Source organism: Desulfoplanes formicivorans, assembly GCF_001748225.1.
Taxonomy (GTDB): Bacteria; Desulfobacterota; Desulfovibrionia; order Desulfovibrionales; family Desulfomicrobiaceae; genus Desulfoplanes; species Desulfoplanes formicivorans.
Window position 1 is genome coordinate 164,818 of record NZ_BDFE01000008.1, and the last position, 24,908, is coordinate 189,725.

21 protein-coding genes are annotated in these 24,908 nt (G+C 55.3%); 17 read left to right on the forward strand and 4 right to left on the reverse strand.

Annotated features, from left to right (window positions below; all coding sequences use genetic code 11):
• Positions 1-138 precede the first annotated feature (138 nt).
• Positions 139-1,473, reverse strand: coding sequence for a methylenetetrahydrofolate--tRNA-(uracil(54)-C(5))-methyltransferase (FADH(2)-oxidizing) TrmFO (gene trmFO, locus DPF_RS03395; RefSeq protein ID WP_069857461.1), 1,335 nt, complete (start codon positions 1,471-1,473; stop codon positions 139-141).
• Positions 1,474-1,898: 425 nt separating this feature from the next.
• Here trmFO and gap point away from each other — a divergent pair, with 425 nt between their 5' ends.
• The 14 genes from gap to DPF_RS03460 all read left to right on the forward strand — a co-directional run bounded on the left by gap (position 1,899) and on the right by DPF_RS03460 (position 19,417).
• Positions 1,899-2,906, forward strand: a complete 1,008-nt coding sequence (gene gap / locus DPF_RS03400; protein ID WP_069857462.1) for a type I glyceraldehyde-3-phosphate dehydrogenase — start codon at positions 1,899-1,901, stop codon at positions 2,904-2,906.
• Between the two features lie 302 nt (positions 2,907-3,208).
• Entirely contained in the window at positions 3,209-6,700 is a 3,492-nt protein-coding gene (dnaE, locus tag DPF_RS03405; RefSeq protein WP_069857463.1) for a DNA polymerase III subunit alpha, read from the forward strand.
• Positions 6,701-6,703: 3 nt separating this feature from the next.
• Positions 6,704-7,132 carry a 6-carboxytetrahydropterin synthase QueD gene (gene queD, locus DPF_RS03410; protein ID WP_176724151.1) on the forward strand — a complete coding sequence of 143 codons (429 nt, stop codon included), beginning with the start codon at positions 6,704-6,706 and terminating at the stop codon, positions 7,130-7,132.
• A complete protein-coding gene (gene dtd / locus DPF_RS03415) occupies positions 7,129-7,614 on the forward strand; it encodes a D-aminoacyl-tRNA deacylase (protein ID WP_069857465.1) in 486 nt (161 codons plus the stop codon). Before queD ends, dtd begins: the two co-directional genes overlap by 4 nt.
• Positions 7,615-7,713: 99 nt before the next feature.
• Positions 7,714-8,805 (forward strand): FapA family protein, encoded by a 1,092-nt coding sequence (locus tag DPF_RS03420; protein WP_069857466.1) that lies wholly within the window; start codon positions 7,714-7,716, stop codon positions 8,803-8,805.
• 101 nt (positions 8,806-8,906) lie between these two features.
• A complete protein-coding gene (locus tag DPF_RS03425; RefSeq protein WP_069857467.1) occupies positions 8,907-9,665 on the forward strand; it encodes a motility protein A in 759 nt (252 codons plus the stop codon).
• A complete protein-coding gene (locus tag DPF_RS03430) occupies positions 9,662-10,420 on the forward strand; it encodes a flagellar motor protein MotB (protein ID WP_069857468.1) in 759 nt (252 codons plus the stop codon). Before DPF_RS03425 ends, DPF_RS03430 begins: the two co-directional genes overlap by 4 nt.
• A gap of 61 nt (positions 10,421-10,481) precedes the next feature.
• Complete coding sequence (locus DPF_RS03435; RefSeq protein WP_069857469.1) at positions 10,482-12,191, forward strand: CgeB family protein; 1,710 nt, start codon at positions 10,482-10,484, stop codon at positions 12,189-12,191.
• Between the two features lie 72 nt (positions 12,192-12,263).
• The gene (locus tag DPF_RS03440) at positions 12,264-13,667 is read left to right on the forward strand and encodes a glycosyltransferase family 9 protein (RefSeq protein WP_176724152.1); all 1,404 of its coding nucleotides are present in this window, start codon (positions 12,264-12,266) and stop codon (positions 13,665-13,667) included.
• A 92-nt stretch (positions 13,668-13,759) separates the two neighbouring features.
• Positions 13,760-15,463 carry a flagellar hook-length control protein FliK gene (locus DPF_RS03445; protein ID WP_069857471.1) on the forward strand — a complete coding sequence of 568 codons (1,704 nt, stop codon included), beginning with the start codon at positions 13,760-13,762 and terminating at the stop codon, positions 15,461-15,463.
• A gap of 12 nt (positions 15,464-15,475) precedes the next feature.
• Positions 15,476-16,198, forward strand: coding sequence for a flagellar hook assembly protein FlgD (locus DPF_RS03450; RefSeq protein WP_069857472.1), 723 nt, complete (start codon positions 15,476-15,478; stop codon positions 16,196-16,198).
• A gap of 88 nt (positions 16,199-16,286) precedes the next feature.
• A complete protein-coding gene (locus tag DPF_RS13670) occupies positions 16,287-18,257 on the forward strand; it encodes a flagellar hook protein FlgE (protein WP_369689579.1) in 1,971 nt (656 codons plus the stop codon).
• The gene (locus DPF_RS03455; RefSeq protein WP_369689580.1) at positions 18,139-18,390 is read left to right on the forward strand and encodes a thiamine-binding protein; all 252 of its coding nucleotides are present in this window, start codon (positions 18,139-18,141) and stop codon (positions 18,388-18,390) included. Before DPF_RS13670 ends, DPF_RS03455 begins: the two co-directional genes overlap by 119 nt.
• Entirely contained in the window at positions 18,383-19,417 is a 1,035-nt protein-coding gene (locus DPF_RS03460; protein ID WP_069857474.1) for an AIR synthase family protein, read from the forward strand. Before DPF_RS03455 ends, DPF_RS03460 begins: the two co-directional genes overlap by 8 nt.
• An 87-nt stretch (positions 19,418-19,504) precedes the next feature.
• On the opposite strand, the gene DPF_RS03465 is transcribed toward DPF_RS03460, so the two are convergent.
• The 3 genes from DPF_RS03465 to infA form a co-directional block, all read right to left on the reverse strand.
• On the reverse strand, positions 19,505-20,752 hold the full coding sequence (locus DPF_RS03465; protein WP_069857475.1) for a peptidase U32 family protein: 1,248 nt from the start codon (positions 20,750-20,752) through the stop codon (positions 19,505-19,507).
• A 276-nt stretch (positions 20,753-21,028) separates the two neighbouring features.
• Positions 21,029-21,976, reverse strand: a complete 948-nt coding sequence (locus DPF_RS03470; protein ID WP_231702118.1) for a PHP domain-containing protein — start codon at positions 21,974-21,976, stop codon at positions 21,029-21,031.
• A 37-nt stretch (positions 21,977-22,013) separates the two neighbouring features.
• On the reverse strand, positions 22,014-22,232 hold the full coding sequence (gene infA / locus DPF_RS03475; RefSeq protein WP_069857476.1) for a translation initiation factor IF-1: 219 nt from the start codon (positions 22,230-22,232) through the stop codon (positions 22,014-22,016).
• A gap of 75 nt (positions 22,233-22,307) precedes the next feature.
• Between infA and DPF_RS03480 the strand changes: the two genes are divergently transcribed.
• The 3 genes from DPF_RS03480 (at position 22,308) to DPF_RS03490 (ending at position 24,874) form a co-directional block, all read left to right on the forward strand.
• Positions 22,308-23,120, forward strand: a complete 813-nt coding sequence (locus DPF_RS03480; RefSeq protein WP_083254433.1) for a YkgJ family cysteine cluster protein — start codon at positions 22,308-22,310, stop codon at positions 23,118-23,120.
• Positions 23,121-23,478: 358 nt separating this feature from the next.
• Entirely contained in the window at positions 23,479-24,474 is a 996-nt protein-coding gene (locus DPF_RS03485; protein ID WP_069857558.1) for a DnaJ C-terminal domain-containing protein, read from the forward strand.
• 76 nt (positions 24,475-24,550) lie between these two features.
• A complete protein-coding gene (locus DPF_RS03490) occupies positions 24,551-24,874 on the forward strand; it encodes a chaperone modulator CbpM (protein WP_069857478.1) in 324 nt (107 codons plus the stop codon).
• Positions 24,875-24,908: the final 34 nt, after the last annotated feature.

Consider the following 24,908-nt stretch of genomic DNA (forward strand, 5'->3'; position numbering starts at 1 on the left):
CCTTGTGGACGGCCTTGCCGTACAGGAACCAGGAGAGCATGTTGTGCCCATGTTTATCAACTGCCCGGGTATCCACGCAGGGGCCGCGTCTGGCAGTTTGTTGTCAAGAGTCTTGGTGGATACCCGGTGTAGGTGCGTCTAGGTGCGGGGTTCGCCTTGGAGCCATGTTGTGAAATCATTGACCGCTCGCGCTGCATAGAGCTTTTTGCGGTCCTTTTTGGAGGCCCGGCGGTTCAGCCCCGGCATGAGACCGAAGTTGACATTGGACGGCTGGAATTTTTTGGCCGGAGTTTGAAGATGGTTTAACAGGGCTCCCAAGGCGGTTGTGACCGGAGGAAGGGAGGTGATTCGTCCCGCCAGGAACAGGCCAAGCCAAAGCCCGGTGGCCGCCGATTCCAGATACCCTTCCACCCCGGTGATCTGCCCTGCCAGGAAAAAACCGGGTTTGTTTTTCAGTTCCATCTGGGGAGTGAGCACCTTGGGCGCATTGACAAAGGTATTGCGGTGAATGGAGCCCATGCGTTCGAATTCGGCGTGTTCCAGCCCGGGGATCATGGAAAAGATCCTTTGTTGTTCGGGATAGGTGAGTTTGGTCTGGAAGCCGACCATGTTCATGGCTGTCTTGTCCCTGTTTTCGCTCCTGAGTTGGACACAGGCAAAGGGCTGCTTGCCCGTACGCGGATCAATGAGGCCCACGGGCTTGAGGGGGCCAAAGGCCAGGGTCTGATCGCCCCGGTCGGCCATGGTCTCAATGGGCAGACATCCGTCAAAATGGATTGCCTGTTCGAATTCCCGGGGTTTGACCCGTGTTCCCTGTTTGAGGGCCTGGACCAGGGCTGTGTATTCTTCCTCGTTGAGAGGACAATTGAGATAGTCCTTTTCCTCGGGATGGTACCTGGAACCCCAAAAGGCCTTGTCCATGTCAATGGATTCCGTGACCACGATGGGGGCGATGGCATCGTAGAAGTAGAGATCCTCTTCTCCTGCAGCTTCCATGAGGCTTGCTGTCAGGGGGGGCGAGGCCAGGGGGCCGGCCGCGATGATTACCTTTGCAAAGGGTTCCAGATCCGGATCATCCAGGGAGGTGATTTCCTTGCGGACAATGGTCAGGTGGTCCATGCGTTCCAGCTGCTCGGTCATTGCGGTCGAAAAAAGCCGACGGTCCACGGCCAGGGCTTTGCCTGCGGGAATGGCCGTATGCCGGGCAACCTGCATGATTACGCTTTCAAGGAGCTCCATTTCCTGTTTGAGCAAACCGATCCCGCTTTCCGGATCCGTGGATCGCAGGGAGTTGGAACAGACCAGTTCAGCCAGTCCTTCCTGGTTGTGGGCCGGTGAGAACCGGACGGGTTTCATTTCAAAAAGCGTGGTGGGAACGCCGGATCGTGCCAGCTGGTAGGCGGCCTCGCTTCCGGCCAGTCCGCCGCCGATCACGGCGATGGCAGGGGTGCTCAAGGGGGACGTTGTGGGCATGATGATCGTCTGGTGGTTGAAGGTTCCTGGGGACAACCCGGAAAGGTACGGGTGCGCAGTCTGGATGCTTGGCTAATCTGTTGAAGACTAACTGTCCAGCCTTCCGGGTGAGGTGTATGGCTGCAACAAGACTTACGCATGTATTGACTAAAAAAAGTCCATAATATAGCCATGGTATGTTATGCCTTGCCCACATGGGGCATGGATGCGCACAGCGTTCGGCCCGGATTGCACAGGGTCACGCAGGGTGCGTTGGCGAACGGGCGGCATTCGCGTTGTTTGCTATGATGCGTGACGCACATTGTACTGACAAGGGTGTTCAAAACCCGTTGCCATAATCGACCTTCCTGCCACGCGACCGGGAGGCGTTGGTGGTCCGGGAATGAAGTGTGAGACGATTTCGCTCTAGAAAAAGGAGAAACGCAATGGCTATCAGGATTGGGATGAACGGGTTCGGGCGGATTGGTCGTTACATGACCAGGCTTCTGGCCGGGGATAATGATTTGGAACTTGTGGTGATCAATGCGCATCGCGGAACCAATGGTGATCTTGCGCATCTGCTGCGCTACGATTCCGTGCATGGAACATTTGCCAGATCCGTGGAGGCCAACGACACGGGTTTTGTGCTGGATGGCAGACAGGTGGCCATTGAACGGAACGCCCCGGCAGAATGGGATTGGGGCAAATACGATGTGGATATCCTCCTTGAGACCACCGGGATTTTCAAGGACCGCGAGCATTGCCAGAAACATCTGGATGCCGGGGCCCAAAAGGTGATTGTCAGTGCGCCGGCCCCGGAGGCGGACGTGACCGTGGTCATGGGGGTCAACCAGGAAGAATACGATCCTTCCCACAAGATCATTTCCAATGCCTCCTGCACCACCAACTGTCTTGCGCCTGCGGCCAAGGTCATCCATGACACTTTTGGGATCAAGCACGGCCTCATGACCACCATTCATTCCTACACCATGAGCCAGCGGATTCTGGACGGTACCCACAAGGATCTTCGCCGGGGCCGCGCAGCTGCCTTGTCCATGATCCCCACGACCACGGGGGCGGCCAAGGCCGTGACCAAGGTCATTCCTGCCCTGGCTGGCAAACTGGATGGCATGGCCGTGCGCGTGCCCACGCCCAACTCGTCCCTGGTGGATTTTGTGTGCGAACTGGAAAAGCCAACCAGCGTCCAAGAGGTCAATGATGCCCTCAAGGCGGCTTCCCAGGGCCCCATGAACGGGCCCCTGGGGTACAGCGAGGAGCCCCTTGTTTCCATTGACTACAATGGAAGCATCCACGGCGGCGTGGTGGACTCCCTGTGTACAGCGGTCATGGACAAGACCATGCTCAAGCTCTTGCTGTGGTACGACAATGAGGCCGGGTTCTCCAATCAGCTGCTTCGGTTGACCAGGATGGTGGCCGCTTCTGTCAAAGGATAACGGCAGGTCGTGACCGGCGGCGGGGAACAGGATGAACCTCCTTGCCCGCGCCATCTGGAACGCGATGTCCTGTGACGGGGAGGTAGGACGGTGTTCACATGACCCCGGAGAGATGAACAATCAGGTTGGATCGCCTTCCTGCAAGAAGCAGTTGTTCGAAATCATTGCGGAATCCGTTTGCGTTGGGACGGATTCCGTTTTTTTTGTTTGTGGCCGATCTTGCCATCGGAGCTGTTGTTCTCTAGGAAAACAGGTCTTCACCTTTCGTGGATCATTCAGGCTTCCAACCCCATCCCTCATCTATGCCAGACTTCACCCATCTTCATTGCCATACCGAATATTCCCTGCTGGACGGAGGTATCCGCATCAAGGATCTCTGCGCCCAGGCCGTTGATTTCGGATTTTCTTCGGCTGCCATCTCCGATCACGGGAATCTGTTCGGGGCCCTGGTTTTTTATCAGACCGCCAAAAAATTCGGGATCAAGCCGATTATCGGGTGTGAGGTGTATGTCACCCCCGGCAATATGCAGGACAAGGACACCCGAACCAGGTACCATCTCCTGCTTTTGGCTCAGAACAACCAGGGGTACAAGAATCTGGTCAAGCTTGTTTCGGACAGTTTCCTGGACGGATTCTACTACAAGCCCCGGGTGGACAAGAACAAGTTGCGCGAGTGCAGTGAGGGGCTCATTGCCTCGTCTGCCTGTCTTCAGGGTGAGGTGTCCTATGCCCTTCGCAACAAGGGGTTTGACGATGCCCTGGCTGCGGCCAGGGAGTACGCATCCATCTTTCCGGACCGGTTCTATCTCGAGCTCATGGTCAACGGGCTCAAGGAGCAGGAACGGGTCAACGAGCAGATGAAGGAGCTTGCCGAGGCCACGGGTCTTCCCCTGGTGGCCACCAATGACTGCCACTACCTGTACAAGGAAGATGCCGAGGCCCATGATATTCTGCTTTGCGTGGGCACGGGCAAGCTGGCCAGTGATCCCAAACGGCTCAAGTTTGATACGGACGCGTTTTATTACAAGCCCCTTGAGGTCATGGAGCACGAGTTCAGGGATTGTCCCGAAGCCCTGGAAAATGCCGCACGCATTGCAGACTCCTGCAACATCGACTTGGTTTTGAACCAGCACTATTTTCCTGTGTATGACGTCCCCGAGGGCAGGACCCTGGACGAGGAGTTTATCAAGCTGTCCAAAGAAGGTCTCAAACACCGTCTGGAGCAGCTTCCCTACAAGGTGGACGAAAAGGTCTACCATGAACGCATGGACCAGGAACTGGAGGTCATCTGTCAGAAGGGATTTCCCGCCTATTTTCTCATTGTGCAGGACTTCATCAACTGGGCCAAGGGCAAGGGGATTCCCGTGGGGCCGGGGCGTGGTTCGGCTGCCGGGAGTATTGTTGCCTGGTCCCTCAAGATCACGGATCTTGACCCCATCAAGTACCATCTTTTTTTTGAACGGTTCCTCAATGTCGAACGCGAGTCCATGCCTGATATTGACGTGGACTTCTGCTACAACCGCCGGGAAGAGGTCATCCGCTATGTGACCGAGAAATACGGCAAGGATCATGTTGCCCAGATCGTTGCCATGGGAACCATGAAGGCCAAGGGCGTTGTCCGGGATGTTGGCCGGGTCCTGGATATCCCCCTCAAGGAAGTGGACAAGATCGCAAAGCTCATTCCCGACGATTTGGGCATGACCCTGGACAAGGCACTGGAGCAGGAGCCCGAACTGGGCAAGCTCATGCAGGCCGACGCCCGGGTGCACAAGCTCATCACCATCTGCAAGCGACTTGAGGGGCTGGCTCGTCACGCGTCCACCCATGCCGCCGGGATCGTCATCTCCCAGAAGCCCATGACCGAATATCTGCCGCTGTTCAAGGGCAAGAAGGGCGAGGTAATCACCCAGTTCGACAAGAAAAAGGTGGAAGTGGCCGGGTTGATCAAGTTCGACTTTCTGGGTCTCAAAACCCTGACCGTGATCGACGACGCCCTGAAGCTCATCCGGAAAAACGGCAAGCCCTTGCCGGATATAGAAAAATTGCCCCTGGATGATCCCCAGTCCTTTGAGCTGTTGTGCCGGGGAGAGAGTGACGGGGTGTTCCAGCTGGAGAGTTCGGGCATGAAAAATGTCCTGCGGAGCATGCGGCCGAGCTGTTTCGAGGACATCATTGCCCTGCTTGCCCTGTACCGGCCCGGGCCCCTGGAAAGCGGGATGGTGGATCTCTTTGTGCGCAGGAAACATGGCGAGGAAAAGGTGGAGTACCCCTATCCCAGTCTTGAGCCCGTGCTCCAGCCCATTTTGGAAGATACCTATGGGGTCATTCTCTACCAGGAACAGGTCATGAAGATCGCTTCGGATCTGGCCAACTATTCCCTGGGAGAAGGTGACATTCTGCGCAGGGCCATGGGCAAGAAGGATCCCGCGGTTATGGCCAAGCAGCGGACGCGGTTTCTTCAGGGAACCCGGGAAAACAACATCCCGGACGAGGCCGCCGAGTACATCTTCGACCTCATGGAAAAGTTCGCCGGGTACGGGTTCAACAAGTCCCACAGTGCGGCCTATGCCCTCATTTCCTATCAGACGGCCTACTTGAAGGCCCATTTTCCGGCCGAGTTCATGGCCGCCATGATCACCTCGGAGGTGAACAACACGGACAAGGTCATGGCCCATGTGAACGCCTGCCGGGAGATGGATATTCCCGTGCTCCCTCCGGATATCAACAAGAGTGAAAACGGGTTTACGGTTGAAGGGGAAAAGGTGCGTTTTGGCCTGTCCGGCATCAAGGGGGTTGGGGGCAATGCGGTGCAGGCCATTCTCGAAGAGCGTGAAGAATCCGGTGAATTCAAGAGCCTGCTTGACTTTTGCCAGCGGGTGAACATGCGTAAGGTGAACAAGAAGGTTATCGAGAGCCTGACCAAGAGCGGGGCCATGGACTGCCTGGGATGTTCACGCCGATCCATCATGGCCGGGATGGAGCGGGTCATGGCCATGGCCCAGCGATCTTCCAAAAGCAAGACCGGCGGGCAGCTTTCCTTCATGAGCATGGTCACGGACACGACCTGTTCCCTGTCAGGCCTTGGCATGGATATCGAGGAGGCCCGGCTGGCCGAATATCCGGACGAGGAAAAATTTCAGATGGAAAAGGAGGCTTTTGGCTTCTATCTCATTGGCCATCCCCTTGCCCCGTATCGGGAAGAGATTCATCGCCACGGATACGCCACCCTGGAACGCTTGCGTGAATCTTCGGTGGGTACCGAGGGCAAGGTGGCCGTGATTGTAACGGCCAAAAAGGAGATCCTGACCAAAAAAGGGGACAAGATGGCCTTTTGTCAGGTGGAGGACCTGACCGGTACCGGGGAGGTGATTGTCTTTCCCGAGGTTTTTCTCCGTTTTCGGGACGAATTGGGCAGTGAAGAGCCCTTGCTTCTGGAGGGGGTGGTCATCAAGGATGATCGTGATCAGGCCCGTGAAGAGGACGGATCCGTACTCAAATTGCGGGCTGTGACCTTCAAGCCCCTGGCAGCTGCCATCCAGGAAGGTATTGCTGCTGTTTCCATCCATGTGATCAACCCCACCAGCGACGTGGATGTTTTTATCAAGGGCCTCAAGGATATTCTGTCCAGATATCCCGGGGAAAATCCGGTTCATCTGACCCTGGAAATGGACGGTTTCGTCTGCACGGTCCGACTTGGTCCCGCCTTTCAGGTGAGCACCGGACCGGTGTTCTGGAAGGAGATCGAGACCTGGAAGGCAGGGGTTATGCAAACAACAAGGGCTCAAGGAGAATGAATCATGACACGTAACGGCCGATGGCGTCTTCGTGTGCGTACGGATTTCAGTGCTGCCCATCAGCTCAGGCATTACCAGGGCAAGTGCGAAGCCCTGCATGGGCACAATTTCAGTGTGGAGGCCGAGGTCGCAGGGGACCAGCTGGATGCGAAAGTCGGGTATCTCATGGATTTCAAGGACCTCAAGAACCGCTTGAACCAGGTGGTGGATACCCTTGATCACACCTGTCTGAACGATCTGCCCGGGTTTTCCACGTGCAATCCCACTTCCGAGGAATTGGCCCGGTACATTTTCGAGGCCCTTGACGCCTTGTTGCAGGACAGTCCTGTTCGACTCTGTTGGACCATGGTTGCGGAAAAGGACAGCTCCATGGCCTTTTATGAACGGTGTGATCACGCCAGCCAGGATGACTGCCGGAGGGGAATCTCGTGAGGGCGGTCATCCAACGGGTCCGCCGGGCACGGGTATGTGTTGCGGAGCAGGAGGTCGGGGCCATTGGCAAGGGCATGGTTGTTCTTCTGGGCTTTGGAGAGGAGGAATCCCCGGACGTGGTCCATTCCCGCATGTGGCAGGGTTTTTTGAGCAAAATCGTCAACCTGCGGATTTTTCCCGGTGACAAGGGGCATTTTGATCGTTCCCTGCTCGAGGTCCGGGCAGGGATTCTTCTGGTGTCCCAGTTCACCCTGTTTGCCGATTGCAAAAGGGGAAGGCGGCCGTCCTTTTCCGCTGCCCTTCAGCCGGAATTGGCCCAAGGGCTTTTCAATGCGTTTGCCTGGGATCTGGAACAGCTTTGCCCGGAGGTTGCAACCGGTGTTTTTGGTGCAGACATGGATGTGGAGCTTGTGAATTGGGGGCCGGTGACCCTGACTCTGGACAGCAGGGACCTGTTCCCAGGGGAATATCAGGAGGCATAAGCAGATCACCGGGCGTTCTCGTGACCATATTGTAGCCGCATTCTGCCTGGGGGCGTTTCCTGTTGGCAGCATGCAGTGTTCCTACGCGAGGAGGATGAGATGCCCTATTTTCTCAACCATCATTTTGACCCCGACTTTGATCACCAGAAATTGTCTCCCAAGGTACTTGAAGGGGGCAGTGTGGATCATCGCAAGCTCGGGTACGTTCAAAACGTGCTCAAGGGAGACGTTTTGGCCAATTGGATGGAAATTCCTCCCCACGAGGTGACTAAATACGATCCGCGCTTCATTTATGAGCACAAGGCGTTTCCCATGGGGCGCAATTGTCTTGTGGATCCGGAATCGCCGGATATTTTGCGGGCCGGAGCCGATGGGTATGTCTTTTATCTTGATGGAACCATCAACGTCAAAAAGGTGCTCAATGTTCGCGGAGATGTTGATTACCATACCGGAGATATCCGGTTCGTCAGCGATATTATCATTCATGGGAGCGTACGTTCCGGGTTCCGGGTCCGGGCGGAAAACATCCGGGTGCATGGAAATGTGAACGGAGCGACTATTCTGGCCAATAGGGCCCTGCAGGTGGATGGGGGCATCAAGGGGGCTGGCAAGGCGGATATCCGAGCTAAAAGGATGTTCAAGGCCCGGTTTTGCGAGAACGCATTTGTTCGCTCCGGTCGCGATATGCTCATTGACGGTACCTGTTATCACAGTGACCTGCTGGCCGTGCAACGTCTTGTCATCAAGGGGCGTCTGCAAGGGGGCTGTGTTGCCTGTTCCGGTACCGTGTTCGTCCAGGAACGGATCGGCTGCGGCATGGGGGGAAGAACCCAGCTGATGTTGGGATGCAATCCCGTGCTGTTATGGAGGGCCAGGAAGCTGGATGCTGAGATTGCCTCCCTCAAAAATTGGGGGGACCAAAAGAAGCCCATGGAGATCGCGGACTCTCGATTCTTTCGAGACAGGGAGTCCATGGCCCGCCGTCTGGAATATCTTCTGGTCCGGCAGCGCACAATTCGTGAGGCTCTTGATGTGTCTTTCAATCCCTCGTCCCGCCTGGTCGTTCCCGGCGAGGTCCTTCCGGGGGTAGATATTCGCATGGGTCCGGACCATTTCAGGGTTGAAGAGCCCCTGCGCAATGTGTGTTTCTTTTTCAGGGATAATGCCTTGTGCCATGCCTCACCGGCCTGAACCCCTGATATAACGGATGGTCACGTGCCACAACGTGACGGCTTCAGGCTTTTCCGGGTGCACGGGCAAGGTCAGACATCTTTAGCGTACACGTAATCATCATGGATATAGGAACATTGTTGGGCATTGTTGCCTGTTTTGGTCTGATTGGCACGGCCATGCTTTTGGGCGGGAGTTTGGGGGCCTTCATTGATGTCCCCTCGGTATGCATTGTTGTAGGCGGCACGTTTGCCGTGACGTTTATCATGTACCCCATGGGTACGGTTTTCGGGGCATTTCGGGTGATGATGAAGGCCTTTTTTGCCAAGACTCCCAACCCCCTTGATCTCATTACCAGGATCGTGGGGCTTGCAGAGCTCGCACGCAAGGAAAGTCTGGTGGCCCTGGAAAAGGCGGAAGTGCCCGATCCCTTTCTTAGAAAAGGGGTACTCATGGTTGCTGACGGTACTGAAGAACACCTGGTCCGTTCCATTCTGGAAACAGAGATCAATTTTATGAAGCAGCGCCACCGGCAGGGGCAGGGAATTTTCAAATCCATGGGAACCATGGCTCCGGCGTTCGGCATGATCGGAACTCTGGTCGGTTTGGTGAATATGCTCCAGAATCTGGACGACCCTTCGTCCATTGGTCCGGCCATGGCCGTGGCTTTGCTGACTACTTTCTACGGTGCTGTTCTGGCCAATGTGTTCTTTTTACCCATTGCCACCAAACTCGGGGAACGATCATCCGAAGACACGTTGTACATGGAAATTGTCGTGGAAGGAGTCATTGCCATCCTCAAGGGCGAAAATCCCCGGATTGTCAACGACAAGCTCGAGGCCTACCTTGCCCCGGTGTTGAGGGAGAATGATACCCCGTGAACGGTGAGCGCAACAAAGAACAACCCCTTCCCGGGAAGAGAAGTCAGGAGCAGCCAAGCGAGGAGGGTGCACCCGCCTGGATGGCGACCTTTGCCGACCTTATGTCCCTCTTGCTGACCTTTTTTGTGCTCTTGTTGTCTTTTGCCAATACGGATATCCATAAATTTCAGGATATGATAGGGTCCATCAAGGATGCTTTCGGGGTTCAGGTGAAGCGTGATCAGGATAGTTATATCGCTTTTTCTCCTTCCAGATTCGAGCGGGACAACATTACCATGACCCCTCAGAACCGGGAGGCTCTGGGTCTGAATATGGCCCTGCAGGCGGCCTTGCAGGAGGATGAGACCCTCAAGAAGAACGTGGATTTTCAACCTGATGATACCGGCCTGCTCATGCGTATTGGCAGCGAGGTTATGTTTGCGCCGGGTTCAGCTGTCCTGGCCCGGGAAGCGGAACCGGTTCTTCAGCAGGTGATCAAGGTCATGGGTGAACATAATCTTGACCTTGTCATACGTGGACATACCGATGATGTCCTCACCAGTTCTTCCATGTATCCTTCCAACTGGGAGCTTTCTTCGGCCCGGGCCGCGGCTGCCGTACGTTATATCCTTGAACACAGCTCCATTTCTCCTTTTCGGCTCAAGGCAGTGGGATATGCGGGCACCCGCCCCCTGCTCCCCAACACCTCTGTGGCAAACCGAAGGGCTAACAGGCGGGTGGAATTTTATTTCAAGCATCCCGATCTCGGGCACTGACCCCGCAGGGATTACCAACAACCTGTTTCGGATTTCTCCGCAATCATGATGGAAGGCGCCCATGACACAAACGGATGACAGAACTTATGCGGTGCAGCCCCTGTTCCGCAACGGGGAGATGGTCGATATCCTTCTCACCATTGACGGCAAGTTCCGGCATGTGGTTGGGCCGCACGGCCAGCGTTTTGAACAGCGCATTCTCGACCAGGCTGATCTGACGTCTCCTGCTCTCCCGGTTTTGCTGGGAAGCGGCATGGGGTACGCCTTGGACGAGCTGGCGCGGACCTGGCGTGGTCCTTTTGCCGTTGTGGACAAGGAACAGCCCATCTGGGAGACAACACGGCTGCGTGAACGTTTTGCCAACCGCCAGGATATTTGCTGGATTGACGCCAAGGATGCCGATGCTGCCGTGAAGACTCTGACGTTGTGGCAGATGGACCAGAAGGATCATCCTCCTTTAGTGCCTGTACTGCATCCGGCATACAAACGGCTGGACCCGGATTATTACGGAAGCATCGCCCAGACCCTGGAGGTCTGCCGCCAGAAAGATTTCTGGACCAGAGTCAGATATCCCCGGTTTACCTCGGCCCTGCCGCGGGTCCTTTTGCTGACAAGCGGATATTTTCTCATTGGGGAGGTCAAGAGTGCCTGCGAGCGCCTGGGCGTACCCTATCAGCTGATCACGTTTCCGGATGAAGAAGTTGGTTGTCAGCAATTTGTGGAGGACATCCTTAAGGCCGTTGTCTCTTTTCAGCCCGATTTTGTGCTGACCATCAATCATCTTGGTGTGGATCGCGAAGGGGTGCTGACCGGGCTTTTGGAAAAGATGCAGATCCCCCTGGCCTCGTGGTTCGTGGATAACCCCCATCTCATTCTCTATCATTATAAAGATCTTGCCTCGCCGTTGACAACCATTTTCACGTGGGACGCCGACAATGTTTCCACGTTGCAGCAACGTGGCTTCAGAGATGTTCACTACCTCCCCCTTGCTACTGATGCCCACAGGTTTGTACCCCGTTCTTGCCCAAGCGTTCCCCGTGACTGGAGATCGGATGTTTCCTTTGTGGGTAATTCCATGGTCCACAAGGTAGAGGATAAACTCCGACAATCTGCCTTTCCTCGGGCCCTGCAAGACATGTTCAAAGCCGTGGCCCAGGGTTTTGGCGAGGTGGACGAGTTCAGTGTGGCCGCGTATCTTGAACGGGAACATCCTGACCTGGCCAGTGCCCTGCAAAATATGGAACGCATGGAGGACCGGCTGGCCTATGAGGCCCTGGTCACCTGGCAGGCAACCCTTGTCTACAGGTTGTCCTGTGTAAAGGAGCTTTTGCCTTTTTCACCATTGATCGTCGGGGATGACGGGTGGCATCGGCTGCTGGGAAACCCCGGGAAACGGTGGCGGTATCATCCTAGGTTGAGCTATTATACGGAGATGCCCCAGTTTTATACCGGGTCGACCATCAACTTTAATTGCACGAGCCTGCAGATGAAGGGAGCGGTCAATCAGCGTGTTTTTGATGTGCCGGCCTGTGGCACTTTTTTGCTCACGGACTATCGGCGGCAGATGGAGGCTCTTTTCGAGCCAGGCAAGGAGGTCATCTGTTTTCATGATCCTTCCGAAGTTCGGGATATGATTCGTTTCTACCTCAAACACGAGAACGCTCGCAATACGGTTGTAGTCAGGGCGCGTAAGCGGGTCCTGGGCGAACATACCTATGAACATCGCATCAAGGTCATTTTCAGGGTGATGCGTGAACGGTACGGCTCGTAAATTGCCAGCCACCTTGTTTTCCTCACATTCCATTCGCTTCTTGATGGTGAAGACAATTTCCAAGGTATGCGCATGAAACCGATTCTCGTTATCCAGATGCAGCGCATGGGCGACCTCATCATGACCTTCCCCCTGCTGTTGTGGCTTGAACGCCGCTATCCGGGACGGGAGATCATTGTGGTGGCAGAACCGCGTTTTTATCGGGATCTGGCCCCATTGGGGCCTGCTGTTAGGTACGTATCCCTGTCCGACCTTCAGCTCATACTGGATCGGGAGTACAGCCTTGTTATCAATGTCAGTCATCGTCGCCAAGGAGCTTTTCTGGCCGGTAAGGTCAGGGCCGAGGAAATCATTGGCCCATACCTGGATTTGGAAAATCGTTTGTACATTCGGGGAGACTGGCAATTATACCGGGCGTCCCTGGTTGAGTGCAACCGGCACAATACCTTCCACTGGGCGGAATTGAACGCCCTTGATGTCATCCCTCTAGCTGATGTTGGTGCCACCTTGTGGCCAGAGCCGAGACGTCTTCCTCTGGGCAATGCCCGGGTGGGTATCTTTCTCGGGGCTAGCCAGGATGAAAAACGCCCGGTTGCGTCCTTTTGGATCGGTCTGGCCCAGGGACTTCTGGCCCGGGGAATGCGCCCGATTCTTTTGGGCGGACCTGCCGAACAGGATCTTGGCAATCGGGTGGCCAGGGGCCTGGGTATGCCCGTGTTGAACCTTGCGGGCAAAACATCCCTGGACCAATTTGCTCGTATTGGTCAGACCCTGCAGATTATGATCACCCCAGACACCGGTCCCATGCACTTGGCTGCATGGACCGGGCTTCGGACGCTTAATCTGTCCATGGGACCGGTCAATCCCTGGGAGACAGGGCCCTATCAGAAAGGCCATTACATCCTCAGGACGAGCATGAGTTGTTCGGGATGCTGGTCGTGTCGGTTTGGCGTGCCCCGGTGCACACAAACCTTTGATCCCGACAAGATCGTACGTCTGGTGGTTGAGGTGATTCGTCACCGGGAACACAATCTTGCCAAAATGACCTTCCCCGGCCTGGAACTGATGCGCTCCGCCCGCCATCTTGGGGGCTTTTGGCTGGACGCCCTTGCTCCCGGTCCGGAGGACCCTTCGGCCAGACAGGCCCTGGATCGATTCTGGCATGGGGTATGGAAATGGCATTTCAAGGCATGCGACGAGGAGCAGGCCCGAGGGGCTGCTGCCGGGCTTGTGCAGGCCTTCCCTGTCCTTGTTAAAACAATGCGCGCCAGACTGGTTTCCCTGTGCCGCGTAGTTGCCACTCATGGTGGCCGGACATCAGGTCAGGGGGATGATCTTCTGGTGTCATCAGCCATGCCGTGCCTTTCTCCTTGTGTAAGTTTTGCTCGGCTTATCCTGGAAAACGGCAATTTCGCTCGCTCCTCATATCTATCCGTTCTCACGCTGTTGGAACGTATCCTTTCCCTGCTCGAATAATCCCTCATAATCCCCTGTAGTGGTGTGATACCCGGTATATTCCGGCTGACTTGGAACGACTCTTGTAAAAGTGGCGTTCAAGGAGGTCGTGTATGCAGATTTTTTCCCCCCTGAACCAATTGGTCAGCCAACCGGTTCCAGGCTCGTCAGCTTGGGATTCTGAACCGGAAAGGGAGACCGATACTCGCTTTGACACGTGTTTTTCCGAGATGCTGTCGGCGGATGATAACGTGGATAATGATGCCTGTTCGCGTGCATCCCAGCAGACTTCCGAAACGATGAAGGCTGATGAACCAGATACCAAGCAGGAATATTTTTCCCCTGCTACGGAACATGATGAGGCTCAGCTCCGGGAAAATGTTGCAGGGTCTGATGCTCCTTGGGAAGCACATGATCAGTCCCTGCCCGAGACATCGGCCATGTCAGAAGATGAACTTAGCAAACTTTTGGATCAGTTTTTGGGGTTGATTCGGAGCCGTTCTGGGGAATCGGTTGCCGATATCCAATCCGGGCCAACAGGTTTGAATCACAGGAGTTCTGAGAATGTCGGAAGCTTCCAGCCGTATTTTTTAGCGGGCAAGAAGCAGCAAGGCCAGGGAGTTGTGGAAGAATTCAGTGAGCTCAAGGATGCTTTACGCCAACTGGGACAGCGTTTTGCCAACAAGGACTTGGACGCGTTGTCCGGCCATGAGCTGGCCCGGCAGATGCGGTCCATGAGTGTTTCCGCGGAAGACGTGGCGGCTATTAAGGACATGCTGCGCAAAGTGTTGGGAAGAGATGGCGAGGGCATGTTGTATCCCGGTGGCCAGCTTGCCAACGAGCAGGCAGTGTCTGAAACCGGGGTCGGAGAAGCTTTCCCTGCAGAAAGGCAGGCCTTGCGATCCCTGTTCAATGACAAGGTGCATATGGATCCGGCTCCTCGGCAGGAGACACCTCGTCATGGCAAAGGTACAGAGGAGCAACAGCGATTTTCCCTCGGGAAATCGAATGTTGTTGAAAAGACGTCCTCCAGTGAGTCTGCAGGCCAGACACGTGTGGGGGATCAAGATGAACAGCAGCGTTTTTTCCTCGGGAAATCGAACGTTGTTGAAAAGACGTCCTCCAGTGAGTCTGCAGCCCAAGTACGTGTGGGGGAATTCCAAGGCGAAAACGCTGGCCTTACGGGCCGAAAACCGGGGTCTTCAGACCAGGAAACCAGCCGCGACTCAGGTTTTGCGGGCTCCAAAGATCATACCGCCAAGGTTGCGGATACCACTTCTCGTTCCGAGACCCTGTTCGCACGAGCGCTTCTTGAAGGAGAAGCTTCGGATCAGTCCAGGATAACGAATCGTTCCAACGTGTCTCGCCATGTTTTGGAGCAGGTGCAGCAAGGGGCTTTCCGTACCCTCGGACAGGGGAAAAAACAGCTTTCCTTGCAGCTTAATCCTGCGGATCTGGGCACGGTGAACGTTATTCTTCAAGTCAAGGGCAAAGAGGTTAACGCCATTTTGAAGACCAGTCACGAGGATACCTCGCGCATCCTGGGTGAACATATGGTTCAGCTCAAGGATCATCTCGAAAAACAGGGTCTTAAAGTGGTGAGGCTGGAGGTCCAGAATCAGATGGCCTCCAATGATCAATCCGGTCAGTGGAGCAGTGGTTCCGAACACAACCAGTCCAGGGAACGGTACGAGGCCGATATGCGGGAATTGCGTTGGCGCTCGCTTCGGAGTGAAGGTGAAGTTTTGGCCCGTGATGTGCAAACTGGAGAACATACGGTAAATGTTTCCCCCCGGGGAGTTGATTTTTTCGCATGATACGAGGTCGCCATGTCCGGAATCCAAACAGCTGGTAACATATTGGGAGCCTATGAACGGGATCAGGCTGCAGCATCTCAGGGTACGGGTGATGCCACCGAGCTGGGCAAGGATGCCTTTTTGCAGCTTCTGGTCACCCAGCTGGAGAATCAGGATCCGCTGGAGCCCATGGAAGATACCGAGTTCATCTCCCAGCTGGCCCAGTTTTCCAATCTGGAGCAAATGACCAACATCTCGGAAGGGATTGATACGCTGGTGGAGAACAGTACTCAGGATATGCTCAACGGGGTAAACTACATCGGCAAGGGAGTTGTGTCGGCCGGAAGCACGATCAGCAAATCTGGGGAAGAATCGAGCACCCTCTATTACACCATTGACGAATCTGCAGTGAAGATGACCATCAATATTTTCGATGCTGCCGGTAATCTGATCGATTCAGAGGAAGTCGGAGCCCAGCAGGCAGGAACCTATGCCTTTAATTGGGATGGGATTGACTATGACGGTCAGGAGCAGCCCGATGGGACGTATTCGGTCACTTTTGCTGCTGAAGACGTCAATGGCCAGCCGGTGCTCACCAGCACGGAGGTGGCTGGTATTGTCACCAGTGTTGAGTCTCTGAACGGACAGACCTTGCTTAACCTTTCCGACGGACGTTCCGTGAATATGCTTGATGTTCGTGAAGTAGCCATGGTTTCTCAGGAAACCGGTCAGGATACACAGGGTGAGTCAGAGTAGTAGGGGACCATCAAAAGTGTTCGACCAGAATGATGCACAACGACCCGCGTTCGACACGCTTGGTCGATGAGGGGAAAAGGAGGAAATTATGGGATTGTCAGCGGCTTTGTATTCGGGGACCAGTGGGCTCAAGGCTCACGGGGAATCCATGACGGTCATTGGTAATAATATCGCAAATGTGAGTACGGTTGGTTTCAAAGGGTCCCGGCTTCATTTTGAGGATGCCCTGAGCCAGGCAACAACAACAGCATCTGGTATCGGACAGATAGGTCGCGGCGTGCAGGTTGGCACTGTCATGGCTGATTTTGCCCAGGGTTCTCTGGAGACAACCACCGAGGCGACCGACCTGGCCATTGGCGGAGACGGTTTTTTTGTGGTCTCCCCTCCAGGTGAGGATATTCAGTACTATACACGAGCCGGTAATTTCCGCTTTGATTCCGATGGCAAGCTGACTGACCCGCATGGCTATGTGGTCCAGGGGTGGAAGGTGCAGAACGACAACAACCCCATCGCTGCGACAAGTACGCAAACGGAAAGCTCGGCCGCCAAGATCGAAGGCGTACCAACGGATATTGTTCTGGATAATTTTCAGTCTCCCCCTCAGGCAACATCCCATGTGGACATCATGACCAATCTTGATTCCCAGTCCACGGATCATGCCACAGATACGACAGATCCGATGTTCGCCATGTTTAGAAATTGGGATGGCACGCAGGATGAGCCCCTTGGCGACAGCATGTATGCCTATCAGTCGACCCTGAAAACCTACGATCAAAACGGCAGCGCCCATAACATGACGGTGTATTTTGATCCGGTCAGAGACGATACGGTTACTGGTGCGGCAAATGGTAGTCAGATCTGGGAATACATGGTGACAGTTCCTCCGTCAGATGACGGGAGAGTGCTTGATGACGGAACCGCATTGTCCACTACTTCATCTGCCGGAGTTCTCATGATAGGAACCCTGACATTCAACCCGGCCGGTGAGCTGGTCAATACATCTGCGTTCACGTTGCCCAGTGACGCGGCAACTGCCACTGATTTGTCGGGCTGGACCCCGGCTGATTTCTCCAGTGACGGTTATCCCATTTGTACTGCCAATTTTCTGGGGGAAGAAGATGCCTCGGGAACCAATCAGTCCAATCCCAAAAATATTGAAATCAATTTCGGGATAAAAAATACAACAACCGCCTGGGACGGAGCTCCTGCTAATGCCGCAGCTGTTGGGACGGATATAGCGCTGCTTCCCGAGATTGCGGACAGTACCATCTCGGCCCTTTCGTCCACCAGTTACAATACGGGTTCAACCACGCTGTTTCAGTCTCAGGACGGGTATACGGCCGGTTTTCTCCAGAGCGTTTCCGTTGACCGTGACGGCATTCTCACGGGGAGCTATTCCAATGGCCAGGTTTTGGAACTCTATGCCCTGACTCTGGCAGATTTCAATGATCAGTATTCGCTGTATCGTGAAGGAGGTAATCTTTTTTCCGAAACCCGTTCGTCCGGACCGCCGCTCACGGGCATGGCCAACTCCAGTGGTAAGGGGGCCATTGCTTCCAACTCCCTGGAACAATCCAACGTTGATCTGGCCACGGAATTTGTGAACATGATCACCACCCAGAAAGGATATCAGGCCAACAGCAAAACCATCACCACCACCGATGAAATGCTCTCTACCCTGATTCAGATGAAACGACAATTCCTTTTACCATTTCTGGTCTTCAAAAAGCCCGCCTTTTGGCGGGCTTTTTGGGTTGGCATGCAGGGCCTTGATTGCATGTGGTGGTCCCGGATGCTACATGCAATCATCGCATGGAAATGGCATGGTGCCCACGGGATGGGTGTTAGCAAACACGGTGTTGTCTATAACAAGGAGGAGTGTCATGCTCGCAAGCTTTACCATTTTGCCCATGGGTGTGGGCGAAGAATTGCGGGAGCATATTGCAGCGGTGGTGGATCTGGTGGATGGGTCGGGGCTCGATTACAAGGTCGGGGCCATGCAGACCACTCTGGAAGGAGATCAGGCCAAGGTGATGGACTTGATCATGCAATGTCATAACCTGATGATGGCACGCGCCCCCAGAGTGCTCACCTCCATCACCCTGGACGATCGCAAGGGAGCTGCCAATCGTCTGGAGGGAAAGGTGGCTGATGTGGAAACCGTCTTGGGAAGGCAGGTCAGGCATGAGTAATCTGGTGGGCAAACCAAGTCCTTCCCGCCTGGAAACCCTGGTGCAGGGTGCCCTGGGTGCGCCCAGCAAACAGGTTCTGGTGGGTCCTGGTCCCGGTCTGGACGCTGCCATTCTTGAAACCGCTGACGGCCGGGTCATGGCCATTGCCGAAGATCCCATTTTTCCGGCTCCGGGGCTCCCCCTGGATATCATGGGATGGTTCACCGTGCATATCGGGGCCAGTGATGTGGCCGTGACAGGAGTCAAGCCGGAATTCATGACCTACACCCTGCTGTTGCCACCCCATTGCCCGGAAAAGGATGGACGGACCATCATCAACAGTATTTCCCATGCGGCCAGTGAACTGGGCATCACCATTGTGGGCGGGCATACGGGCTGGTATGGAGCCGTGAATCTGCCCACAGTGGGTGGAGTAACGGTCTGGGGACACGCAGACAGGGATGCCTGGATTTCCCCTGGCGGAGCCAGGCACGGGGATATGATCCTCATGACCAAGGGACCGTGCATCGAGGCAGCCGCTCTGCTGTCCATTGTGTATCAGGACCGGCTTGCCCGTGAACTTTCTTCAGAGATGCTTGCCAGTTTGAGGCGCCGGGTGGACCAGACCTCTGTTGTCAAGGATGCTCTTGTGGCCTTTGAGACCGGAGGTGTACATGCCATGCATGATGCCACTGAAGGCGGGGTCATGGGAGGCCTTTGGGAAATGTCGGCCGCCTCGGGCATTCCCGTGGACGTGAACTTTGATATCATTGCAATACCCGAAGACATTGCCGCCCTTGCAAGGGTGCTGGGGTTTGATCCCTGGCAGGCCATCAGCGAGGGAACCCTGCTGGCGGCTGTTGCGCCCGAGGCGGTGGCCGGAGTTCGGGAGGCATGGTCCCGGGCGGGCATTGGCAGCATGGTGCTTGGCAGATTTGATGCCGCCTTGGAGAAAAATACCCTGGTTCGCCATGGAACCCGGCAGATTTTGCAGGAGCCGGAAAAAGATCCCTTTTGGGAGTTGTTTTTTGCCGGCCTGGAAACCTGACCACACTGCCCCGAGGTTTCATCCCGCAACCCTTCTTTCTGTTCTGGTGACCAATACGGCTGCCAGAACGCACATTGCGTGATCACCTCACGTCCGGTTTGCCCGATATGTCTGCAGAAACAGGTGCGGTGCAAGGTCGGGATGGTCGCTGCGCAGTACATAGTTCAGTCCCGGGTGAGCCTGGGTTACCCCTTCTCCGGTTTCCTTTTCCACACGAAACAAATCCGGGCCAAGAACCGGCCGTTTGAGTCCCGGGGCCATGATGGCCACCGGACCTGTCACATCCCAGGGATTCTTGACGGCAATGATCCAGGAATCAGCGTTCACCCGCCGGATGATCCGGGCAAGAATGATACTTTCCGGTTCTGATTGCGGGGTAAAGAATATCTGGCGTCTCGGGCAGAAAAATCCCGAACTCAACGGACGGGTTGCTGCCTGCGAAAGACAGTCCACGTATGTGCCCGGCCGGAAATTCTTCGAAGCCGCATCGTCCAGGGCCGTGCGATAGGCGTCCACCACCTGGCAAAGATAGGCCGATGTTTTCATGCGGCCTTCGATTTTCAGCGAGGTGATCCTGTTTTTGATGAACCAGGGTAGATATTTGACCAGACAAAGATCCTGGGCGCTGAGGATGCGGGAATACTCCTCGTCCTGGGTGATTTCCCAGAGTCCTTCTCCCGGCCGTGTGCGTTCGTCCACCCGAATGGCCACGGTTTTGTAGTCGAACCGGCAGGGATGGGTGCACAGTCCCTGGTTGGCGGAGCGCTGGTTGAGATGTGCGCTGAGCAGACAGCGTCCTGAAATGGCCATGCACATGGCTCCGTGAACGAATAGTTCCAGTTCGAGCTCGCTCTTGACGCTTTGAGCAATGGCCCGGATGGCCGAGGCACCCAGTTCCCTGGCCAGGTTGATTCGGCTGACGCCCATGTCCTTCCAGAACATGGCCGAGGCACTGTTTGAGGTATTGGCCTGGGTGCTCAGGTGGATGGGAATGTGGGGGGTGATTTTTTGCGCCAGGCGGACAATACCGGGATCGGCAATGATCAGTGCGTCCACGGGCAGGGAGCCCAGTTGTTCCAGTTGGGCCATTACCCCGGGCAGGTGTTTTTCCCACGCCAGGATATTGAGACAATAGTAGACCTTGACTCCATGTGCATGGGCAAAATCAAGGGCCTCGAGTAACCGGTCCGGAGAAAACCCCTGGGCCTTGGCCCGCAGGTTGAATGCTGTGCCTCCGAGATAGACGGCATCGGCGCCATAGGCCACGGCGGTTTCCAGCTTTTCACGGTTGCCGGCCGGAGCCAGAAGTTCGGGAAGGGGAATTGATGAAGGCATGGGAAAAAGACGGGATAGATGATGGAGGATGCAGACAGTTGATTGAGAAGGATCAGACGGTTCCGGACGAGGTGGTGCACTCGGGTTGAAGTTTCAAGTGTGTTCCCTTGGGTGCAAACCCCGTACAACTGAGTGTCTGGTTGCGTGTGGAGACGATGGACGGGGTGGTCCGGACATTGCTGATTGGACAAGGTCCCTAGGATGTATATTGCAGTCTACGCACGGCAGCAGCTGTTTCCACACCTCAAGACCACGCTTTCGGGCAGGCGCCGTGTCCTAGACGGGCAGGCCGTGCTCCTTCCGTCGATCCTTAAAGGCCTGCAGCAAGGTATAGGGGCCCTCGAGATTGCCCCTGCCGATGCCCAGTTCAATGTCCGGTTTCACGGTACCGTGAAAATCCGAGGACGTACTTGGCAGCATGTTGAATCGTTTGCACAGGTCAAGGTATTTGCGGGTCTGATCCGGGGAATGCAGGGAATAGTAGGCCTCGATGCCTTCGACGCCCAGATTGCAGAGGCGCTGGATTTCGGCAGCTTCGGCCTCGCCAGCAAGCTTCAATGAATAAGGGTGCGCCAGAACAATGGTTGCCTGTTCCTTTTTCAGGGCGGCAATGGCTTCCTGGGGCGTCAGTTTGTCCTTGGGGATGTACGCGGCTCCGGTTGACCCAAGGTACAGGTCAAAGGCCTGCTTGATGGAGGAAACAACCCCTTTTTGCATGAGCACCCGGGCAAAATGGGGACGGCCCATGGTTCCGTTGCCCGCCATGTCCAGAACGTCCTGAAATGTGATGTCAATGCCCAATTGGTTCAGTTTGGCGACAATCCGCTTGTTACGCGTGGCCCGCTTGTCCCGAAGGCCTTTGAGAACCCTGTTGAGATGCGGAGCATCCGGTGGGACCCACAGCCCTACGATGTGCATGAACCCGGGTTGGAAGGTCACGCTTAATTCGCATCCGGGAATGACTTCGACCCCGTATTTTCTGCCCGCTTCCATGGCCTCGTGCAGGCCGTTGGTGGTGTCGTGATCAGTCAGGGCAATGGCTTGCAACCCCAGATCATGGGCATGCTTGATAAGTTCCGATGGCGTCAGTGTGCCGTCCGAGGCCGTGGAGTGTGCGTGAAGATCAATCGCTGCCATGATGTCCTTGGGCTGGCTGACCAGTCCCGGGGGTTCGTGACCAAAAAGACCGAACCCGTTGCAGAGCAAAAAAGGATAGCCCTGCATGGTGACTATCCTCTGAAAAAAAGATCAAATGACGTGTCTACTTGAATCGGTAGGTGATTCTGCCGCGGGTCAGGTCGTAGGGGGAAAGTTCCACCTTGACCCGGTCGCCAGGGAGGATACGTATATAGTATTTGCGCATTTTACCGGAAATATGTCCCAAAATGGTGTGTCCACTGTCCAGTTTCACCTGGAACATGGCATTGGGGAGTGCTTCTTCGACAACGCCTTCAACTTCGATTGCTTCTTCTTTGGCCATGGATGGTACCCGTGTTTGCTGTTGTGATGGTCATGCATCCATTCAAAATGGATACTTGCTCTTTGATAAAAGTAAATGCATAGCCGCGGCAACAAGCAAAGTCAACATGTCCATCAGGTTTCCGGACGATCCGGGATACGCTGGTGGCGTCAGGGTGAAAACGGGTCTTGCAGGAAGTTTCTGGCGGACCGTTGGTGCAAACAAGCTAGCTTCTCAAGGAGAAAAGGGGTGCCTGTAACCAGAAAGGAGTGTATCAGATGTGGCACGTGCTGTCATAAGGGAGGCCCGGGGCTGCATGTGGAGGATAAACAACTTATTGAATCCAGGGTCCTTGAGCCGGGTGATCTGGTTTGTTTCCGCAAGGGCGAATTCGCCTTTGATCAGCTTGGTCAGCGGGTGGCTCCCCTTGAGCGGGAATTGATCAAGATTCGGGGCAAGGGGGGCAGCTGGGAGTGTTGTCTGTACGATCCCCAGGCAAAGGGATGTCGGATCTACCAGAATCGTCCTCTGGAGTGCCGTACGCTCATGTGCTGGGATACCGGTCCCATGGAGGAACTCATGCAACGGGACGATCGGCTGACACGGGCCCATCTTGTTGCCGAGGATTCGGCCATGGCCCAATTGATCCATCTTCACGAGGAACAATGCGGTCTGGACCGGGTAGCCGCTCTCATACGGGAAGGGGACATGCAGAGTGCTGCCACGCGTCAGGAACTCATTGATCTTTGCCTGTATGATCTCAGCTTCCGGGAAGTTGTTGTGGAGCAGGCCGGATTGCAGGAGAATATTGTGGAGTGTTTTTTGGGTCGTCCCCTTTTCAGGGCGGTTTTGGGATATGATCCCTGGTTGGGTTCGCAGGATTTTTTGGGGCATTTTGCAAACAGGTAGCTCGCGATTTTGCAGCATGTCGCTATGCGGTGATCTTACTTCTCTGGTCATCAAGGCCGGTACAAAGGCGTAACTTGTCTGGCTTCAGGCCTGACAGGGGGTGAGGGCGTTCTCGCTGCAAGGAAGACATGCCCGGGCCCGCAAGAGGGCAAGGGAATGGAATCCGAATCAATAATATCTCCGTCAGAATCTTGACTATGAGTGCAAGGTTCTTACCTTACAAAGGGTTATCAAGGATCGGCAACACGAGCCGTGCGCCCGGTCCCCTGAAGGTCCTGCGAGGATTGCTGTCCTGGACGCAGGATTCAGGGCCATGCCGGAACACGGGCACACGGGGAACAACAAGGAGAAGCCTGCTATGGGTGTTGAATATAAAGACTACTACAAGCTGCTCGGGGTTTCCAAGACAGCGTCCAAGGAAGAGATTTCCAGGGCTTTCAAGAAACTGGCCCGGAAATACCATCCCGACCTGAACCCCAATGATCCTGATGCGGAAAAGAAATTCAAGGAAATCAACGAAGCCCATGATGTTCTCAAGGACCCGGAAAAAAGGAAACTCTACGATTCCCTGGGGCCCAACTGGAAGGACGGGCAGAATTTTCAGCCGCCTCCGGGGTTTGAGAACATCCATTTTGGTGGCGGCCAGGGATTTGGTGATTCGGGTTTTAGTGATTTTTTCGAGACCATTTTTGGCGGCGGCTTTGGTGGATTTTCCAGCCAGGGCGGCCGGTTTTCAGGTCAGGGACCTGGAGGCGGTTTTTCGGGGAGTCCCTTTGGCTCCGGGGCGGGCATGCCCCGCAAGGGGCGCGACGCCGAGGTCGAGATTACGCTGAGTCTTGAAGAGGCCTATCACGGGGGTAAAAAGTCCATTTCCCTGCAGGAGCAGGTTCCCACCTCAAGCGGTATGCCCCGGATGCGGACCAAGACCCTGGAAGTGCATATCCCCCAGGGAGTCAAAAACGGTTCCAAAATCCGTTTGTCGGGTCAGGGCAATCCCGGCGTGGGCGGAGGACCGGCCGGAGATCTTTACCTGAAGATTCGCATTGCCGATCATCCCCATTTCAAGGTTGACGGGAAGACTGTCATCCATGAGCTGTTTCTGGCCCCCTGGGAGGCCGTGCTCGGCACCAAGCTTCGGGTGCCCACCCTGGATGGTGCCGTGAACATGAACATCCCGGCAGGCATCAGCAGTGGCCAGAAAATGCGCATCAAGGGCAAGGGCCTTGGCAGCGGTTCCACCAAGGGCGATCAGATGGTTCAGGTTGTCATCAAGACTCCCAAACATCTTTCCGACCAGGAACGAGCCCTTTGGGAGAAGATCGCCCAGACATCGCATTTTGATCCCCGAGGATGATCCTCGAGTTTGCACGTGAATGCTCTTCCCTGCTGTTTGTCGATCTTTCCCAAAGGAACCGGAGGTTATTGTCATCATGAATGAGAAAACCATAACACCTCGACCAGGGTCCACGGTCCCGGCGCAATCGTCCAGGGTTTGCTGGAAGGAGTTCGTGGAAGCAACCAGGATTCGTCCCGAATTGTTGCAGGAATTTGTGGAAAGCGATTGGGTCTGTGTTGAGAGGACCGCCCAGAATGAGGTTTTGTTCCAGACAAAGGATATCCCCCGCATCCGCAAGGCGGCCCGGTTGTACAGGGATTTTGACCTGACTGCGGTAGGAGTGACCATTATTGTTGATCTGTTGCAGCGGGTCGAATTTCTGGAAAAGGAGCTCCAACGGATCAGGGGAACACGCTAAAAGGCGGCATGCACGGGCATGGCGCATTCAGCGC

Excerpts from the sequence above, each read along its gene's own strand:
- trmFO (WP_069857461.1), bottom strand. The coding sequence starts at position 1,473 with ATGCCCACAACGTCCCCCTTGAGCACCCCTGCCATCGCCGTGATCGGC.
- gap (WP_069857462.1), top strand. The coding sequence starts at position 1,899 with ATGGCTATCAGGATTGGGATGAACGGGTTCGGGCGGATTGGTCGTTAC.
- dnaE (WP_069857463.1), top strand. The coding sequence starts at position 3,209 with ATGCCAGACTTCACCCATCTTCATTGCCATACCGAATATTCCCTGCTG.
- queD (WP_176724151.1), top strand. The coding sequence starts at position 6,704 with ATGACACGTAACGGCCGATGGCGTCTTCGTGTGCGTACGGATTTCAGT.
- DPF_RS03420 (WP_069857466.1), top strand. The coding sequence starts at position 7,714 with ATGCCCTATTTTCTCAACCATCATTTTGACCCCGACTTTGATCACCAG.
- DPF_RS03425 (WP_069857467.1), top strand. The coding sequence starts at position 8,907 with ATGGATATAGGAACATTGTTGGGCATTGTTGCCTGTTTTGGTCTGATT.
- DPF_RS03435 (WP_069857469.1), top strand. The coding sequence starts at position 10,482 with ATGACACAAACGGATGACAGAACTTATGCGGTGCAGCCCCTGTTCCGC.
- DPF_RS03440 (WP_176724152.1), top strand. The coding sequence starts at position 12,264 with ATGAAACCGATTCTCGTTATCCAGATGCAGCGCATGGGCGACCTCATC.
- DPF_RS03445 (WP_069857471.1), top strand. The coding sequence starts at position 13,760 with ATGCAGATTTTTTCCCCCCTGAACCAATTGGTCAGCCAACCGGTTCCA.
- DPF_RS03450 (WP_069857472.1), top strand. The coding sequence starts at position 15,476 with ATGTCCGGAATCCAAACAGCTGGTAACATATTGGGAGCCTATGAACGG.
- DPF_RS13670 (WP_369689579.1), top strand. The coding sequence starts at position 16,287 with ATGGGATTGTCAGCGGCTTTGTATTCGGGGACCAGTGGGCTCAAGGCT.
- DPF_RS03460 (WP_069857474.1), top strand. The coding sequence starts at position 18,383 with ATGAGTAATCTGGTGGGCAAACCAAGTCCTTCCCGCCTGGAAACCCTG.
- DPF_RS03465 (WP_069857475.1), bottom strand. The coding sequence starts at position 20,752 with ATGCCTTCATCAATTCCCCTTCCCGAACTTCTGGCTCCGGCCGGCAAC.
- DPF_RS03470 (WP_231702118.1), bottom strand. The coding sequence starts at position 21,976 with ATGCAGGGCTATCCTTTTTTGCTCTGCAACGGGTTCGGTCTTTTTGGT.
- infA (WP_069857476.1), bottom strand. The coding sequence starts at position 22,232 with ATGGCCAAAGAAGAAGCAATCGAAGTTGAAGGCGTTGTCGAAGAAGCA.
- DPF_RS03480 (WP_083254433.1), top strand. The coding sequence starts at position 22,308 with ATGCATAGCCGCGGCAACAAGCAAAGTCAACATGTCCATCAGGTTTCC.
- DPF_RS03485 (WP_069857558.1), top strand. The coding sequence starts at position 23,479 with ATGGGTGTTGAATATAAAGACTACTACAAGCTGCTCGGGGTTTCCAAG.
- DPF_RS03490 (WP_069857478.1), top strand. The coding sequence starts at position 24,551 with ATGAATGAGAAAACCATAACACCTCGACCAGGGTCCACGGTCCCGGCG.